A 17,314-nucleotide genomic window follows, 5' to 3' on the forward strand; every position below is an offset into this window, starting at 1 on the left:
AGCACACACGAAGGATGGGTGAGCACCCCTTGGAGCGCGCAGCTCCGAGGCCGCCGCGTCCGGGACACCGAACCGGAAAAGACCCTCAGGAGCGCCGTCCACGCCCTCGGGCTGCGCTTTCGGCTGCACCGTAAGGTCGCTCCCCGCTGCACGGCGGACTTCGTTCTGCCCCGGTACTCCTTCGCGGTCTTCGTCGACGGTTGCTTCTGGCACGGCTGCCCATCCCACGGCACGCGGCATTTCCGAGGGCCGAACGCCTCGCGCTGGGAAGCCAAGATCACGACCAACATGGAAAGGGACGCCAGGAACACCGAAGCGGCGAGAGACGCCGGATGGACCGTAGTGCGCATCTGGGAGTGTGAGGTCAGGGCCGACGCCGAGCAGGCCGCCGAGCGCATCGCCCACGCGGCACACCGCAGCGTCCCGGTTCTCCCGGCAGGACCCTGTCAGCCTGTGGTTACCGCAACATCCAAGGTGGCTTCAATTCCCTCGTCCTCCTGCGGACGGGTCGGGCAGTAGTTGCTCAGCGGACAGCTTCCACAGACGGGCTGCTTGTCACGACAAAGGTTCTCGCCGATGAACCTGATGGCGGCCATGCGCACCGGTGCGTTCCGGCCGGCGCCGAGAAGCTTGATGAGGTTGAGCCGACCCTCGGTCAGTCGGTTGGTCAGGTGCGATTCGTTCTGCTGAACCCTCGCAGCCACCCGCAACGCACTCTGGCCGACCAGCATTATGTCGCCGCCGGCCAGCAGCCTGAACAACGCGAGCTCAGCCGGCTTGAGCCCCATCACCTTACTGTGATCAAGAACCGAATCCGCGTTTACCCAGACCTCGGGCTTGTCGACGACCGGACTGAGCCTGCCCTCTAGACGCTTGCGGAGTGCTGTTGTCGGCGCTGCGTTCACGAGGGCGAGATAGACGTCCTGCGTCAGTTCCCTGTGCCCAGCGACCTCGTCCATCACGTCGGAGAGCTGCTTCGGGTGCAGCTTGCTTCCCGAGAGCACCGCCATGACAAGAGCACCGAGCGGCTTCATCTTCCGGCCACCGGGGAACTGGTACCACTGCTTGCCCGCACGCTGCTCCTTGGCCCAGCGGGTCAGCTCCTCACGTACCTTCGGCCACTTGTCCGCGGCCTCGTCTCCGGCGGGAACATCTTGCCGCAGGAGAACCCGGGCCGCGGCTTCGCCCAACAGCGGGGGAACCGCATTGCCAATTTGGCGGAAGGCGTCGCTCCGCGTACCTGCGAACCGAAAGCGGTCCGGGAAGGTCTGGATCCTCGCGGCTTCACGCACGGTCAGCGTTCGCGCCTCTTCAGGATGGATGTACCAGTAACCGTCCTTGGCGATGTGCGCGGTGATCGTGCGGCTCAATTCCTCCCAGTCCAGTTTTTTGTACTTGTCGGTGAATTGCTCCGAGTCGTACCTCTGGAAATCCTTCTCGCCCTCTTCTAGTTTCTCTTCGAGATCGGAGTAGAGGGTTTTGGAATCCATGACCGTGAAGATCCTGAAGTCGTCCTCACGAACCCGCCGCGTCATGTGGTCGTGAATTACACCCTTGTCTGCCCTTCTGCGCATCTCCTTGGCGAAGGAAGACAGTTTCGACTCCTGCTGCTCGTCGTAGTCGATGACTCGGGCACCCACCGCTTTCAAGGGCTCCGGATTGAGCGCAGGTAGGTCGCCGATGGCATCCCGAAGTTTGGTCTGTTTCTTCGGTTTCCCCCACGCGAAGTCGCCGCCGTCTCTCCGTGCGAGGAGGATCAGACGCTTCCTGTGCTGCGGCACGCGATAGTTCCACGCGTCGACGAGACGTACCTGGGTCACGTACCCAAGGCTCTCCAGCTTTGCCTCGATGATGCGGATCACGCTGAAGTCATCGCCGAGCCCCATGTCGGGGACGTTCTCCATGAGGACGGCACGTGGAAGGAGCCGCTCCACCACATCGACGTAGGCGCGCCAGAGTTCCTTTCGGAGATCGTGCGGGTCACGGTTGTGGTATTCGACCAAGTGCCGGATCTTGCTGCGTCCGGCACGACTGAACGGCTGGCAGGGAGGGCCTCCCGCCACGATATCGATATCGGCGCCGGAGTCCAGGATTCGCTGGACGAATTCGCCTCGCTGGTCGTCATCGCCGAGGTCGACGCAAAGACTCATTCCCGGGAAATTCGCTGCATGCGTCTCGCGAGCCCGCTCGTCGAAGTCCACGGCCGCAGCGGTGGTCCATCCGGCCCGCTCAAGGCCCAGGCTCAGCCCGCCGGCACCCGAGAAGAGGTCGACAGCCAGGCGTTTACCTTTTCCGTAACCGGACTCGACCCATTTCCTGAAATCGTCCGGCTCGCAGTGGTGCCTGTGCTTGTCCAGTTTGAGGTAGTCGCTCCGCTCCAGGGGCACGCCGTACGTGCTTTTCGCCCCCTTCTCCTTCGCCACGACCCACTCCTCCGTACCTGATGATCTGAACGACCTCCAGGAGATCACGCACGCCGCTGCGGAGGCAAGGCTTCCGGCCGGCCCACGCCGCCGCAAAGCCTCGTCTGTCACGCGGGTGACCTGCCTGTGAACACAGCTGTTCACTCACCGTGTCTAGTCGGTAACTTGAAGCAGTGTTCTACTCTTGAGTCACCCCATGTTAGAGGACACCCCCTGGGCTACTCCTCGGGACTCCCCAGTTCCGGTTGCGATACGTCCACGAACGTCGCCTGTCTCAACGAACCCCCGAACCAGAAGACACGTTCGATCACAGGGCTGTACCCCTTGTCGGGCGTCGGGTGCCGCAACCACCGTGGACCCGTCCCGGCACACGTGCTGCCCAAATCTCCTGAGCAGCGTTTCCGGAGCCCTCCCCGCCGTTAAGATCGCAGCTGGTACTCCCCTCGGGCGGGGGTGCGGGTGCGAAGCGGTCAGAGGGGCGAGCGTGGACTCCGAGAACACACAGACGTTCCTTCGTCCCCGTGCGCGCCTGATGAGCACACTCGGTGAGGAACTGATCAGCAACGAGCGGGTGGCGCTCACGGAGCTGGTCAAGAACGCCTACGACGCCGACGCGAGCCTCGTTGTGATCAGGTTCAACGGGCCCTTGGAGGAGGGGTACGGTTCCATCGAGGTGTGGGACGACGGGCACGGTATGTCTCCCGAGACCGTCCGGGACACCTGGATGGAGATTGCCACACCGTTCCGGCACCGTGCTCCGCGCAGCGAGCAGTTCGGGCGAAGGGTTCTCGGTGCAAAGGGAATCGGGCGCTTCTCCGCAGCCCGCCTCGGCGCCGTGACCGCGATCAGGAGTCGCAAGGCCGGCGGCCCTGAGGTGAACATCCGACTCGACTGGAGCGACTTCGCCGCCGAGAACGCCTACCTCGACCAGGTACCGGTCCAGTGGAACGTGGGCGCTCCCGAGGTGTTCGCCGACAACGGCGAAGCGCGACGCCTCTTCGACGAGGTGACAAGTACTTTTCGCGCGAGCGGGAAACAGCCCGCCTGGACGGGCTCTCACGGCACCCTAGTCCGGCTCGAAGGGCTTCGGCAGGACTGGGGGGCCGAGTCGGTGGCGAGCCTGAAGCGGTCCCTGTCCCGACTCCTTCCTCCTCCTCCTCCTGCGGAGCTGGACGTACCCGACCAGCCGGAGTTCGCGATCTACCTATCGCTTCCGGCTGGGCCGTTGGACCACCACACCGGTTTCGTCGGGGCCAGCGAAGCTCTGGCACACCCGCACTACCGCCTCATAGGGGCCATCGACGAAAACGGTCTCGCTGACCTGACCATGACCAACCTCACGTCCGGGCAGTCGGAGACTCTGAACCAGTACCTTTTCCCGTCGCACGGGAAGGCACCCAAGTGCGGTTCCCTGATGCTCGACCTCCGTACCTGGGACCTCGACTCGGCCTCCCTCAAGGAGATGCTCAACATCGACCTCGGGGCCCGCAACATCACCGAGGTCCGTAAGCTGATCAAGGACAACAGCGGTGTCGCCCTCTACCGGGACGGCTTCCGGGTGCAGCCCTTCGGCGAGGTCGACTTCGACTGGCTGGGCTTCGACCTCCGCCGCGTGAACAACCCCACCATGCGGTTCTCCAACAACCAGGTCGCGGGCTTCGTGTACATATCGGCGGACGGTAACCCCGGGCTTCGGGACCGGTCGCACCGGGAAGGACTCATCGACTCGCCCGAATACGAGGACCTGAAAGGTGTCCTGACCCAGGCCGTGAGCCGACTCGAGAGCTGGCGCTACTTGCTGCGCCACCCGAAGGGAGAGAGGCGCGAGTCGGGTCCGATCACGGCGGACACCCCCTCCGGTGCCGGAAGCGACCGTCACGGCCTGTTCCAGAACTTCACCCTCTCGCCCGTCCGGGACGTTCTCAACGCGAAGTATCCGGACGACACCGAGTTGAGCCGCGCACTGGAGGAGGCTCAGGAAACGATCGACGAGAGCGTCGAGAAGGTCCAGGAGGTCCTCTCGCAGTTCTCCCGCCTCGCGACTCTCGGAGCGCTGGTCGACGTCGTACTGCACGACGGTCGAACGGCACTGACGCGGATCGCCTACGTCCTCCGCCGACTGGACAAGCTGGCAGGCCGTAAGCGCGATGAGGACGAACAACTCGCCTCCGCTCTCACGAAGATGCATGTCGACCTCACGGCGCAAGAACAGGCTCTGGACCGGCTCTTCACCCGCGTCGAGCCGCTGAGCGGCCGGCGGCGAGGCCGCCCCCGCGCCCTGTCCCTCCAAGCCGCGATCGACGAGGCCGTCGCGGTCCACGAGGGCACGCTCAAGAAGCACGGCATCACCGTCACCGTCAGCGGAGAGGACGTGACAGTGACGGCTGACCCCGGCGACATCTCCCAGGTGGTACACAACCTCGTAGGGAACTCGATCTACTGGCTCTCCACCCTGCCCGAGGGGGAGGAGCGCGCCATCCTCATCGAGACGAGGCGGACGCCCGACGACGAGGTCGACATCGACGTGAGCGACAGCGGCCCCGGAGTACGTGAGGAGATCCGAGAGATGATCTTCGACACGTACTTCAGCGACAAGGAGGACGGCATCGGGCTGGGCCTCAGCATCGCCGGCAGCGTCGTGAAGGATTTCTACGACGGTGATCTGTCCCTGGTGACGCCAGGGCCCCTCGCCGGAGCCACATTCAGGGCAAGACTGCGAAGGAGAGTTGGGTGACGGACGGGGGCGCGGTGTACCGGATCTTGATCGTCGAGGACGAGGTGGACATCGCGGAGGAACTGTCCGAGATGCTCACGGAGGAGCTCTCGGACCTCGGAACGCTCGACATCCACGTCGAGAACGATTTCGACGAAGCGGAACGCCTGCTGGAGACCCAGGCGATCGACCTGGTTGTTCTGGATGTCAGGGACGCGACACGGCGTGGCTCCGCCGCGCACCCCAACCTGCAGGGCCGTGAACTGCACGACCGGATAGCCAAGACCCGCTGGGTGCCGGTCGTCTTCTGCACCGGCCTCGCGGAGCAGGTAAGCGACTTGGCGCAGCCACCGCTCATCCAAGTGGTCCCGAAGAACCGACTGGACGACGCTGTCACCGCGATTCGCGAGGGCCTCGAGTCCGGTGTCCCGGTCCTTACCCGGCACATTACCGCCCTCGTGGACGAGCACGTGCGCGGATTCCTGCGGGACGAGATCGCCCCGAACTGGGACCGGCTCGGGGCTGTTGACCGTAGCCAGATCGCGCCCATCCTCGTGCACCGCTTGGCGGCCTGGCTGAAGGAGAACGCGGTCGAGGCCCTCGGAGCCGTGCTCGGTTCCTCCGAGGACCGTGTGATGGGACACGCGTCGACCGCCCGGATGTACCTGATGCCGCCGGTCACGAAGCACGTGACCGCGGCAGATCTTCTGAGGGACCCCCAGGACGGCTGGTGGGTCGTCCTCACTCCTGCGTGCGACCTCTACGAGGACCTGCCCAGCGGCGGCAACCGCGCGGCCAAGGCCGAGTACGTACGTCTCGCCAAGGCGGTTCCGTTGAGCGAAGCACCCTTGATCGCACGTTGGATCGAGGCCGGATCCCCCGTCAAGGGGAGCCGGGAGCGGAACGCGGCTCTGGAGATGTTCCGCGACAACAACGCCCGTTACCGGATTCTGCCCAAGTACCTCGACATCCCGGACCTCTTGGTCGACTTCGAGATCGTGCAGTCTGTTCCGTTGGCAGAGGTCCGTTTGTGGACCCGCGTCGCCACGCTGGACAGCCCGTTCGCCGAGGCCATGCTGACCTCGCACGGGCACACGGTGGCCAGGATCGGCACCCCCGTCGTCGACTACGAGAACATCAAGCAGTCCCTGGGGCTGGACGGAAAGGGGAAGGCCACGGACCAGAACTCGGTTCCGAACCCTCGTACCACGACGAAGGACGGCAAGCAGTCCTGATTCTCGGCCAGGATGATCAGCCTGTCGGCCCTCTCGCCCGCGCGCTGAATTCTGAAGCGTGATCTGAGCCCGACCGTGTCGGGGATCTCAGAGGTCGTTAAGTCCGTTTCTGGTAGCGGCCTCGGCCGGGTTGGGTGAGGAAGCCTTGGCGGAGGAGGCGTCCGAGGCGGGCGCGGGTGACGTTGACGGCTGCTTCGTCGGTGGGCATGTGGAGAAGTTCGTGCAGGTCACGGGCCCGGAATTCCTGGTCGGGGTGTTGGTTGAAGGCGTTCACGATGGCCTGGTAGGCGCTGTTGGTCTCGGGCGGTTCGGTATCGTCGCGGGCCGGTGCGAGTTCCGCGATGATCTTTCGCGTGGTGGCCAGGTTCGTGAGCCGTGCTTCGGTCTCGGCCAGGGCGGAGGTCAGGTGCTCGATCCGGTCGCGTAGTTCGCCGGCCCGCGTCGCGGTCCGGTCGTACTGGACCTGCAGGTCGGCCAGGAGCTCGGTGATGTTCACGCGGCCAGCTCGAGGGAGTCGCGCCAGGCCTGGCTGGGCGTGGTGAGGCGGCGGGTCATGTTCGCGATGGAGGCCCAGTAGACGCGCGAGGCAGAGGTGTCGGGCCGGTGGTCGTACTCGCGGGCCAGGCGGCGGTGCAGCATCAGCGTTCCGTTGACCTGCTCCACGATCCACCGTTTCGGCTGCGGAACGAAACCCTTGCCATGATCGCCCGGGTGCGGCGGACGACTTGGACGTCGATGTCCAACAGGGCTCCGTGGATGAGGACTTCGTCCTTGAAGCCCTGATCGACCAGAGCCTTCTCCAGGCGGTTGCCGCACCGTTCTGCGGCCTGGTCGAGGAGGGCGGTGCCGGCGGCGTTGTCGTGGGCGGATGCGGCCAGCACGACGACACCGATGATCAGCCCCAGCACATCGACGGCGAGTCCCCGCTTGCGGCCTGCCACCTTCTTGTTGGCGTCCAGTCCCGTCGTGGTCTTCGGGACACCCGCGGCCGCGCGCACGGACTGGGTGTCGATGACCACGAGGGACGGGTCCTCTAATCGGCGGGCCTTCTCCCGGACCTGACACCGCAGGAGCTCGGAGATCCGCTGGTCAAGCCCGTCCTGACGCCACAGGCCGAAGTGGTAGAACACCGCGGACCAGGCAGGGAGATCGTGGGGCAGATAGCGCCACTGGCAGCCCGTCCGATTCTGATAGAAGATCGCGTTCACGACCTCCCGCAGGTCACAGCTACCGGGATCGCCGGTCGCCGACCGCTTCACCCGGTCCTGCTTCCAGGCTGCGATCATCGGCTCGATCAACGCCCACTGCTCGTCCGTTAAGTCGCTCGGGTACGGCTCTCGCTCCATGCCCCGGATCTGAACATGGACATGCCCGCCGTGTGACCGACCTGGCGATCGGTCACACGATCGAGCGATCACGAACCGAGAAAGATCGGACTTAACGACCTCTCAGAGCGGATCGTCGAGGCAAGCAACTTGCACAGCGGCTGACCGTCTTGAGCGGCCAGCAGATCCCGGACGGTGGCGAGCGGGGCCCCCTGCGGAACCGTCCTTCCCAGCAGTCCCAGTACCACAACAGCCGTGCGCCTGACGTCTGCTTCCAGCACGGCCCGGTGCAGGTCCATGACCGCCCGCGCCTTTTCTTCCTGGTATTCCTCCTCGTAGTAGGCGATCTGTCCTCGATGGGCGGACACCATCTCCGGTTCTCGAGCGACGTGTCGTGCCATAACTGAACATGCCAGTTCCGGATCGGACTTCAGATGGGACGTCACCAGGTCACGTCCCAGGAGAGCAGCACGGTGCGTTACCAAAGGGCGATCGGAGATCGCTAGGACGGCAAGGTGATGGAGAAGTATCACCGTTAGGGGCAGCGAGTCATCGATCAGATGTCTCATGCTCCTGCGCAGCCGGTGATCGAGCATCTGCGGGGCTTCCGACCAAGCGGCCAAGAGGCGGGCCCGCGACGCCACACCCGACCCGGGACCCACTTGCTCGGCCGACACCCCGAGCGTTCGCTGGTAGACGTCCTCGTAAGGAAGGCCGGCGTGATCAGTCCCGGCGGCAGCTTCCAGAGTTCGCCCGGCCGCCTGGGCCGCGAGAGCATACCGCCGTACTGCAGACCAAGCAGACTCCGTCCATCCCTGTTCCAGGCAGGCGAACAGCGCTTGAGCCTCGCTCCGATTCGCTCGCGCCAGGTCGGTCGCCAACCGTCGCTCTGCCGCGCTCGTACGGGACGGACTGAACCGGGACACCTCTTCTGCGACAGCGCCCAAGGCAACAACCGACGCGTGGAGACTCCGCAACAACTCCGGAAGCTGCTTCCCGACGGTTCGGCCCGAAGCGGTCCGCAGGCGCAGGATCTCCGCAACCTTCTCGTCGGTCTCCCGCTGAAGCCCGGACAGGCCGGCGTCCCTCAACACTGACTTCCATTGCGCGCGGGTCACCGGCACATAGGCAACATCCTGCTGTCCCGTGATCTGCTCAGGGAGCGCGGGGAGATTCAGTTTTTGGATTACCGCTTGCGTAGCGACACAGGACTCTCGTTCAACTGCGCCCAGTTGGTCGGGAAGGGATACGTCCACCGGCACAGGATGACACCGGCACCTGAAGCTTCCCCCAGATCATGGACACCTGGAGAATGGGACCTGAGCGGTTCCAGAGGAAGTAGCACCAGGTGGGAAGCAAGTACACGAAGCGGTACTCCGAGGAGTACAAGCGCGACGCGGTCGAGCTCGTGCGCTCGTCGGGGCGGACGGTCACGGACGTCGCGCGCGAGCTGGGGATCAGTTCGGAGAGCCTGCGGGGGTGGGTCAAGAAGGCCCGTGCCGCCCAGACCGGACCGACGACCGCCGCCCAGCAGGGCGGGGGCGACCGGGACGAGGAGCTGAAGCGGCTGCGGAAGCTGACCGCGGAGCAGGCGAAAACGATTGAGATCCTAAAAAAAGCGACAGCTTTCTTCGCGAAGGAGAGCGATCGGTGAGCCGTCTCTGCCGATTCATCCACGCGGAGAAGGCCAACTTCCCGATCGTGCTGTTGTGCCGGGTGATGAGGACCGCCCGCTCCACGTACTACGCGTGGGCCGCCGGAATCGTGGCCCGCGAGGCCCGGCACCGGGCGGACACGGCCTTGGCCCACGAGATCACCGTCATCCACGTGGCATCGAAGGGCACCTACGGAGTGCCGCGCGTGACGGCCGAACTCCGGCGCCAGGGGCGCACGGTCAACCGCAAGCGCGTCGAGCGGATCATGCGCGAACACCGGATCACCGGCCACACCCGGCGCACCGGCCGCCGCAGCCTGACCAAGCAGGACTCCAAGGCCGCACCCGCGCCCGACCTGATCGGCCGCCACTTCCACGCCGACCACCCCGGCACGAAGATCGTCGGAGACATCACCTACATCCCGACCGCCGAAGGATGGCTCTACCTCGCCGGCTGGCTCGATCTGGCCACCCGCGAGATCATCGGCTACTCGATGGCCGACCACCACCGCGCCGAACTCGTCTTCGACGCCCTCGCCATGGCAGCAGACCTCGGCCGCCTGCAGCCGGACTGCGTGATCCACTCAGATCGCGGATCCGAGTACACCTCCACTCAACTCCGCACCAAAATAGGCGAGTTGGAAGGCCGGCAGAGCATGGGCAGGACCGGGATCTGCTTCGACAACGCCGCCGCGGAAAGCTTCTGGGCGGTCCTCAAGGAAGAGATCGGCACCCGCTTCTGGCCCGACCGGGCCACCGCCCGCGCCGAGATCTTCACCTTCATCGAAACCTTCTACAACCGACGCAGACTACGCAAACACATCCGCTGGGGCTACCTCACACCCCACGAGACACGCCTGCGCTTCCAGCAAGGACAGGCCCTCGCGGCATAAGGCAACTGTGTCCATGATCACGGGGAAACTTCAGTCCAGGACGGTGCGGGTGCTGTTGACGCCCACCGCGGTCATCGGGGCGGGCGACCACCACCCGGGCGTGCACGGTGTCCATCGCGGTACGCTCGACCTGGCCCGGCAGGGCCTCGCAGACCACCACGGTCATCGCGAAGTAGAGGGTAACTACTCGACACGCCCCGCCTCTTGAGAAAATGGCGGGGCGCACGGGCCGAGGGTGGCGCCGGTAGGTCAGGGGCCAAGAATGTTGTTGCTACCTCGTATGTGATGCAGCATTCGCAGACTAGAGCAGCCCGGTGAGCCTTGCGGCGGCAACCACACCCACCAACGCGGCGCCGCAAGCGACCCCCGCGCCCATGAGGAACACGAGACGAAGCGTCCCGTCGCCGCTCTGCAGTGCTTCGCGAATAATTCGCATCCAACTTTTGGGCATCTGATTTGCCCTCCCCTTTATTTCATTCGTTCGACCGCTATTGCTGAGAGCTTGGACGAGGAAGAAAAGTGCTTAGTCTAACTAAATAATTTTTGCCCGCACTCTGCCTCTCGCCTCAACTCTGAAGTCAGTTTGCAGTCAAGGAGTCCGAATCTTCGTCTGCTTTGCCCTTTTGTTACCTATATGTGACTGGTGGGTGTGGGCCCTGTCAGCGCGGGCCCGGGGTCTCGTGCGCAAGCCACGCCCCACTGAGAAGCAGTCCGGTCGGCCCCGGATCGTGCCAGGGCCAACGGCGTTAAGCTGCGTGCCGAGCGGTTTCGGGCCGTCCCTCGGAACGGAGGGCGGCAATCGGAGTCAGCAGGTCGGCCCATGTCCACACGCGCCGACCGTCCTCACCCACGGGCAAAGGTGCGTTGGAATCGGGCCCGGGCGGGCACGTCAGTCGGGGGCCTGCTCGGGGCCGGTGTGCAGGGTGAGCTCGCCGGCGCAGTACGGGCATGGGCGATCGGGTAGCGGGGAGTGCGCTGGTCGAGGCTGAGGGCGCGCAGGGACCTTCGCACTGCATTACGCTACGGGCGAGACCGGCACCGAGCTCTTCGAGACCACACGCGGGCAGTGCGGGCGTGTGAAGGAACCCAGTCGTGGATGGCCTGTAGGGGTCCCACAGCGACCTTCGCTCGTCTCTCCGGCCGGTCGACAGCATTGCTGGCAGCCCGGCGGCAGTCTCACTGGCGGACCGGTGAGAGCCCCACCGGTGGACAGCCGGTGGACAGACGCCTTTGGACGGTGCATCACGGGGCAGCACACGTCAACGAGTCGCATGTGCTCTGATCAGGAAAAACGTCACCGGACAGCACGGCGAGGCACCACGCAACACGATCGCTCATGGTCTCGTAATGCGTAGGTCTCGGGTTCGAATCCCGAAGGCGGCCCCATTAGAACCCCAGGTCACACGCTGTGTGACCTGGGGTTTTCTGTTGTGCTGGGTGTCGTGGCGGCGGGTGTGTGAGCGAGGGGGCGGGGGTGCGGGAGGCAGGGCCTCGGAGGGGAGGCCCTGGGGCCGGCGGTGGTCGGCCGGGGGTTACCGCGTCGGGGACGGTGTGTCGGAGCGGGGTGCGGGGGTGGGGGGTGGGGTGGTGAGGGGGAGGTTCGTGGGGCGGGGGGTGGGGGGTGCGGACGGGGGCTGTGGGGTGGGGGAGGTGCGGCGGGGGGAGGGGGATGCAGCCGTCCGGGCGCGGGGTGCGGTGGCGCGGAGGAGGGAGCGGTGGTAGCGGCTCCGGAGCGCGGTGTAGCCGCCGGCGGGCAGGAGGAGGCGCAGGGTGGGGACGAGGGCGCGCACCACGCGGTGGGCCGGGCAGTTGGTGAAGGCGGTGGGGCGGGCGGGCGCCGGGGCCGCGGGCTTCGGGCCGCCGGGTGACGTCGCGGCGACGGCGAGCTTGAGCCGGGGCAGGCGGGGGGCGCTGAGCCAGCCGCCCATGTTCAGGCGGAGGCGGAGGTGCCAGGTGCCCGGCTCCAGCGGTCCTGACAGGGCGTCCACGCCGGCGGGGTCGACGGTGCACCGTGTCATCCAGTGCATCTGCCACAGGTCGGGGTCCGCGGGGTCCGCGACGGGGACGAGTTCCGACGTCCCGGTGGTCACGACCAGTTGGGTGCCGCCGCTCTCGTGGTGGACCATGGCCTGCGCCCGGGCCCCGGTGAGCGGCTCCGTGAGGTCGGGCTCGGCGTCGAGGGGGAGCGTGCCGAGCGGCGCGGGGAGCCTCCAGTGCCAGCGCACCGCCTTGGCTCCCGACGCGGTCTCGCGCACGGTCCGGCTGAACAGGAGCGGGACGGTCTCGCCGGTCCCGGCGTCGGTGTGCACCAGGGTCGTGCGGGTGTGCAGGTGGATTCTCCCGCCCTTCACCACGGCCTCCTCGACCCGCGGCTGCTGCCGCACCTCCGCCTCGAAGCGGGCGTAGGCCTCGATGGCGTCGTGGTCGCCGGCGCGGCACAGCCGGGACAGCACGGCCAGGCGCGCGGGCAGGTGCCGGTCCGCCTTCGGCGGCAGTTCGGCGGCCAGGTCGACGACGGCCCGGCGCCAGGCGGCACGTCGCTCCTCGTCCTGGGCCAGGAAGCCCTTGCCGGTCAGCCGCTTGAGGGCCTTGCTGCCGTACCAGTTGGCGATGAAACGGTGCCGCAGGTCGTCGTCGGCCACATAGGTGTCGGGAGCGTGCAGCAGGGCGATGATCCGCCGGACCGAGTCGATGTACGGGCCGGGTTCGATGGGGGAGTAGCTGATGTTGTGCTTGCCGTTGCGGTGCCGCACCCAGTGGTACGTCGTGTAGTCGGCGACCGTGCTGACCTGCTGGGCGAGCAGGTAGGCCCGCAGCATGAACATGTGGTCCTCCAGCCGCACCCGCCCCTCCTCGAAGCGCAGCCGGTGGTCGAGGAGGAACTGGCGGCGGAAGAGCTTGTGGACCGTCATGGAGCCCAGCAGCACCGGGTTCTCGCGCAGCGAACCGGGCGCCAGCTTCCTGGCGAAGGGCGCGCGCGGGGCCCCGCGGCCGTGCCCGGCCATGCGGCCGGCGACGATGTCGGCGCCGGTCTCCTCGGCCCGTGCGTAAAGCCTTTCGAGGGCTTGCGGGGCGAGCCAGTCGTCGTCGTCCACGAAATGCACGTACTCGCCGCGCGCACGTTCCACTCCCGTGTTGCGCGGGCGGCCCGGCCATCCCGAATTGCTCATGGCGACGAGCTGCATATTCGGTTCGTCCGCCAATTCCGCGGTGAGCAGGGCGACGGTGTCGTCCGTCGAGCCGTCGTCCACGTAGACGACCTCGAAGTCGGAGCGGGGCATGGTCTGGTTGCGGAGCGAGTCGAGGCCGGGCAGCACGCCGTCGCCGGTGTTGTGGGTCGGGATGATGACGGTGACCTTCACGGAGTCCCTCTCGTACTGGGCGGTGTCAGGTGCTGCACCGGGGCGGGCCGTCGTGGAATTCGGCCCTCGTCGTCCACCTCTCGCTCCGCACGCGAAGAACGCGGTCTGTCCGGTGGAGAGGAATCGCGGTAAAGATAACAGTGCCGACGGCGATATATCGGGGACGGATAATCGCATTTACATTCATTAGCTCCGGCAAGGAAAAACGGAATTCACGCGGCGTCATATGCGGCCCTGTTCGAAAAGGCGGCCTTTCTGTCGAACCGATCGACGGCGTCGTTCCGACCGATGCGGCGGGGCGCCGAAGGGCGGGCGACCCCCTGGCGGCGGGTTGCGTTGCTCCGTCCGGGGGAACCTGCGGCGGATCGGGCGGGCGGGTCCTGTGGCGCGGCCGGTGGTCCGGGCGGGTGGTCTGTGCTGGAGGGATGACGTACTCCGAACGGCACAGCACCCCGCGGCGCGGCAGGCCCCAGGGCCCGCGCCACGTCCCCCGGTCGTCCCCCTCCGCCCGGTCCCGGCGCGCCGGGGTGGTCGCCGCGGTCGCCCTGGCGGCCGCCCTCGGCCTCACCCCGGGCGCCGCGGCGCACCCCACCGCAGCACCCGCGGCGCACCCCACCGCCGCACCCGCGGCGCTCCCCATCGCAGTACCCGCGGCGCACCCTGCCGCAGCACCCGCGCCGGCCCCCTCCGCCGCCCCGAAGCCCCCCGTCGTGGTGACCCTCGGCGACAGCTACCTCTCCGGTGAGGCCGGTCGCTGGCGCGGCAACAGCCTGGTGGCGGACGCGGGCGGCGCCGGGACGGACCGGACCTGGGAGGGCGACCGGGCGGCGTACGACACCGACCGCGTCTACGGCGCGACGCACACGTCGGGCTGCCACCGCTCCGACGTGGCCGCCGTCCGCAGCGCCGCGATCACCGTCGGCGGGCGGCCGCTGCCGATGGCGCAGCGGGTCAACCTCGCCTGCGCCGGGGCGACGGCCGAGGCGGTGCTGCTGCCGGAGGACGGGGGGCGCGCGTTCAAGGGCGAGCGCCCGCAGGCCGAGCGGCTCGCGGAGATCGCCGAGGACCACGACGTCGAGCTGGTGGTGCTCTCCTTGGGCGGCAACGACCTGCGGTTCGCCGAAGTGGTCCGCGGCTGTGCGGCCGCGTTCCTGAGGCCCGTCGGCGGCCGGCCGTGCTCGAAGACGTCCCGTGCGGCCGTCGCGGACGGGCTGCCGAGGATGCGGACGGCGGTCGCGGGCGCGGTGGCGAGCATCCGCAAGGCGCTGGCCGGCGCGGGGCAGACCGAGGGCGGGTACCGGCTCGTCGTCCAGTCCTACCCGGGCCCCCTGCCGCCCGGCGCGCGCCTGCGCGCCTTCGACTCGCGGTACGACCGGGCCGCCGTGGGCCGCTGCCCCTTCTTCGACGCGGACCTCGACTGGGCCCACGACGACGCCGTCCCCGCGATCAGCCGCACGCTGGCCGCCGTCGCCGAGGACGCCGGCGCGGAGTTCCTCGACCTGTCCCGCGCGTTCGAGGGGCGCGAGGTGTGCGCGCGGGGAACGGAGCGGGCCACCGCGGACGTGCCGCCGTCGGGGGTGAGCGCCGAGTGGGCGCGGTTCGTGGTGAGCGGGGCGGGGCCGGGGCAGGTGCAGGAGTCGCTGCACCCGAACGCCTACGGCCAGCGCGCGCTCGGCGCCTGCCTGGCACGGGTGTACGGGGTGCGGGGGTTCCAGGCGCACGCCTGCGTGAACGTGGCGGGCCGGGGGCCGGAGGAGATGCGGCTGGTGAGCACGGCGACGACGGTCGCCGGCTGAGGACACACGAGAGGGGGCGGGACCCTGAGAACCATTGGGCCCCGCCCCCCCCGTCAAGGTTGACTACTTCGCCGTGATGAGGCCGTGCGGCGGCACCTTCACCGTCCGCGCGCCCTTGGTCCCGCCGAGCACCACCTTCCGCAGCGCGCTGTTGTTCTCCAGGTTCGTCTCCTTGAGCCGCTTCTCCGGGTTGGCGAGCACCTGGATGTAGTAGGTGCCGTTCGGCAGGCTCGTGATGTCGAAGGACTGCCCGGGCAGGTCCTGCGTGTAGGTGTCACCGGACCCGACGTCGAGGACCTCCCGCACGGAGATCGAGTTCTCCTGCCCGCACGCCGTGGACAGGTCCGTGTTGTTCGGGTGCCAGTTCGCGTTCGGCACGGTGTAGTCGACCGCGTCGGTGTTGGCGAGGCAGAAGGCCTCCTTGCCGCTGCGGACCGATTCCTTCTTGTTCTCCTTCAGCAGCCGGTAGCTGGCGAAGTCCGTGAAGTGCCAGTGCTCGTGGCCCTTGCGCGGGTCCCACTCCATGGTGCCGGTGGGCGTGTAGCCGACCTGGTTGCCGGCCGCGTCGTAGAAGTACTGGTAGGCGTCCATCAGCTTCTTGCCCGGGGCGCGGAAGCCGTCGACGACCAGGGTGGCGGGGCCCGCGTTCCAGACGTTGGCGCTGAACGCCAGGTAGTCCTTCTTCTTCTGCTTGTCGATGCGCATCCCGAAGGCGGGCAGCGAGCGCAGGTCGGGCTTGGGAACGTCCGGCACCGCCGCCCTGCCCGTCGGCCGCGCCGGGTTGGGGCCGAGCGCGGGCGCCTGGCGGGAGCCGTCCGTCTGCCCGGTGCCGTCGCCGACCTCCGCCGACGGGGCGGTCTTGCGCAGCGCCGCCTTCTTCGAGGCCCAGGGCAGGGCCGGCGGGGCGGGGGTGTAGGGGCCGTGGCCCACGTTGTACGACGGGCCTGCGCCGCTGGTCTCGGCGGCCGGGGCGGCCGGGCGCTGGGTGCCGTGCGCGCCGTGGGCGGAGTGGGCGCTCCGGGCCGAGAACGACGACTCGTCCTCGTAACTCCGCTCGCGGACGGTCAGCTTGACCGTCACCGGCTTGTTCGCGATGCCGAAGAGGGTCCGGTACTTCTCGGCCACGGAGACCTTGGCGGTGTACTTGCCCTTGGCCAGCTTCACGGGCCGGGAGGAGTATCCGGCGTAGGTGTTGGAGGCCCACCCGTCGGGCACGCCCCACACGGAGCCCAGCGTGAACGGGTTGTAGGGGCAGCTCTCCGGGAACCGCGACTTCGCGGGAGCGTCGGGGCGGACGCGGCCGGAGGCGTTGTTCGGGCAGTAGGCCTCGGTGCGGGTGAGGACCTTCTTGCCCTTGGCGTCCTTGATCTCGACCGAGACGAAGCCCGGGAGCCCGGCGAAGTCCTTCACCAGGCCCTTCGGCAGGGTCTTGGCGGCCGTCCCCGAGCCGGTGCGGATGATCTGCTGGACCGCGATCGGCGTCCGGTAGGACGGGTTGCGGGTCACCTTCAGCTCGAAGTCGCCGCCGTCGGCGCGCAGGTACGTCCCGAGGTCGAGGTAGACGCCCGGGTCCTCCTTGTAGGAGTCGAGCGTGAGCGAGTCCGTCGCCGCGATCAGGCTCAGCTCCGGCGCCCCGTCGGCCTTCGGCGCCTCGGGTGCGGCCGCCACGACGCCCGCGGTCACGGCGAGCGCCGCCCCCGAGGCGAGCGCGCAGCGCCACAGCCGGTTCGGTGGTGTCCTGGTCATGGTGCCTCTGCTTCCGGTCTCCGGCTCCCGCGCTCCGGCGGGCTCCCGGCTCCCTGCTTGGTCATGTCGGCGTGCCCGGGGGCATGGACGAACAGCGGGCCCCGCCGGAGCCTTCCGCCCCGTCCGCGGGCCGGTCATTGCCTGCGGACCTCCGGGCGGGCTCCGGT

Annotated in this window: 11 protein-coding genes and 1 pseudogene; 6 read left to right on the top strand and 6 right to left on the bottom strand. The window is 67.8% G+C overall.

All coding sequences use genetic code 11. From position 1 onward, the window contains the following. The first annotated feature begins 18 nt into the window (after window positions 1-18). Window positions 19-519, top strand: coding sequence for a very short patch repair endonuclease (locus ACFWEG_RS05920; protein ID WP_387209645.1), 501 nt, complete (start codon window positions 19-21; stop codon window positions 517-519). Here the strand turns inward: ACFWEG_RS05920 and ACFWEG_RS05925 are convergent. Beyond that, window positions 447-2,423 (bottom strand): DNA cytosine methyltransferase, encoded by a 1,977-nt coding sequence (locus tag ACFWEG_RS05925; protein WP_387209647.1) that lies wholly within the window; start codon window positions 2,421-2,423, stop codon window positions 447-449. The genes ACFWEG_RS05920 and ACFWEG_RS05925 overlap by 73 nt on opposite strands. 484 nt (window positions 2,424-2,907) lie before the next feature. On the opposite strand from ACFWEG_RS05925, the gene ACFWEG_RS05930 reads away from it, so the two are divergent. Together ACFWEG_RS05930 and ACFWEG_RS05935 are read left to right on the top strand one after the other, a co-directional pair. Beyond that, the gene (locus ACFWEG_RS05930; protein WP_387209649.1) at window positions 2,908-5,157 is read left to right on the top strand and encodes an ATP-binding protein; all 2,250 of its coding nucleotides are present in this window, start codon (window positions 2,908-2,910) and stop codon (window positions 5,155-5,157) included. Then, the gene (locus ACFWEG_RS05935; protein ID WP_387209651.1) at window positions 5,154-6,371 is read left to right on the top strand and encodes a hypothetical protein; all 1,218 of its coding nucleotides are present in this window, start codon (window positions 5,154-5,156) and stop codon (window positions 6,369-6,371) included. Before ACFWEG_RS05930 ends, ACFWEG_RS05935 begins: the two co-directional genes overlap by 4 nt. Window positions 6,372-6,468: 97 nt before the next feature. On the opposite strand, the gene ACFWEG_RS05940 is transcribed toward ACFWEG_RS05935, so the two are convergent. The 3 genes and pseudogenes from ACFWEG_RS05940 to ACFWEG_RS05950 all read right to left on the bottom strand — a co-directional run bounded on the left by ACFWEG_RS05940 (window position 6,469) and on the right by ACFWEG_RS05950 (window position 8,952). Continuing rightward, window positions 6,469-6,867, bottom strand: a complete 399-nt coding sequence (locus ACFWEG_RS05940) for a hypothetical protein (protein WP_387209653.1) — start codon at window positions 6,865-6,867, stop codon at window positions 6,469-6,471. Then, a pseudogene (locus ACFWEG_RS05945) lies at window positions 6,864-7,717 on the bottom strand (IS5 family transposase). Before ACFWEG_RS05945 ends, ACFWEG_RS05940 begins: the two are co-directional and overlap by 4 nt. Before the next feature lie 68 nt (window positions 7,718-7,785). Then, on the bottom strand, window positions 7,786-8,952 hold the full coding sequence (locus ACFWEG_RS05950; RefSeq protein ID WP_387209655.1) for a hypothetical protein: 1,167 nt from the start codon (window positions 8,950-8,952) through the stop codon (window positions 7,786-7,788). A 92-nt stretch (window positions 8,953-9,044) separates the two neighbouring features. Between ACFWEG_RS05950 and ACFWEG_RS05955 the strand changes: the two genes are divergently transcribed. Both ACFWEG_RS05955 and ACFWEG_RS05960 read left to right on the top strand, forming a co-directional pair. Then, window positions 9,045-9,350, top strand: a complete 306-nt coding sequence (locus tag ACFWEG_RS05955; RefSeq protein ID WP_387209657.1) for a transposase — start codon at window positions 9,045-9,047, stop codon at window positions 9,348-9,350. Then, entirely contained in the window at window positions 9,347-10,243 is an 897-nt protein-coding gene (locus tag ACFWEG_RS05960; RefSeq protein ID WP_387209659.1) for an IS3 family transposase, read from the top strand. Before ACFWEG_RS05955 ends, ACFWEG_RS05960 begins: the two co-directional genes overlap by 4 nt. A 1,532-nt stretch (window positions 10,244-11,775) precedes the next feature. Here ACFWEG_RS05960 and ACFWEG_RS05965 read toward each other — a convergent pair. Further along, window positions 11,776-13,605 carry a glycosyltransferase family 2 protein gene (locus tag ACFWEG_RS05965; protein WP_387209661.1) on the bottom strand — a complete coding sequence of 610 codons (1,830 nt, stop codon included), beginning with the start codon at window positions 13,603-13,605 and terminating at the stop codon, window positions 11,776-11,778. A 425-nt stretch (window positions 13,606-14,030) separates the two neighbouring features. Here ACFWEG_RS05965 and ACFWEG_RS05970 point away from each other — a divergent pair, with 425 nt between their 5' ends. Beyond that, complete coding sequence (locus tag ACFWEG_RS05970) at window positions 14,031-15,401, top strand: GDSL-type esterase/lipase family protein (RefSeq protein WP_387209663.1); 1,371 nt, start codon at window positions 14,031-14,033, stop codon at window positions 15,399-15,401. Window positions 15,402-15,464: 63 nt separating this feature from the next. Here ACFWEG_RS05970 and ACFWEG_RS05975 read toward each other — a convergent pair whose 3' ends face one another. Next, window positions 15,465-17,147 (bottom strand): lysyl oxidase family protein, encoded by a 1,683-nt coding sequence (locus ACFWEG_RS05975; RefSeq protein WP_387209665.1) that lies wholly within the window; start codon window positions 17,145-17,147, stop codon window positions 15,465-15,467. Between the last annotated feature and the right edge of the window lie 167 nt (window positions 17,148-17,314).

This window comes from Streptomyces sp. NPDC060194 (assembly GCF_042728285.1).
Taxonomy (GTDB): Bacteria; Actinomycetota; Actinomycetes; order Streptomycetales; family Streptomycetaceae; genus Streptomyces.

Coding starts and splice junctions, on each gene's coding strand:
- ACFWEG_RS05970 (WP_387209663.1), top strand. CDS start 14,031: ATGACGTACTCCGAACGGCACAGCACCCCGCGGCGCGGCAGGCCCCAG.
- ACFWEG_RS05975 (WP_387209665.1), bottom strand. CDS start 17,147: ATGACCAGGACACCACCGAACCGGCTGTGGCGCTGCGCGCTCGCCTCG.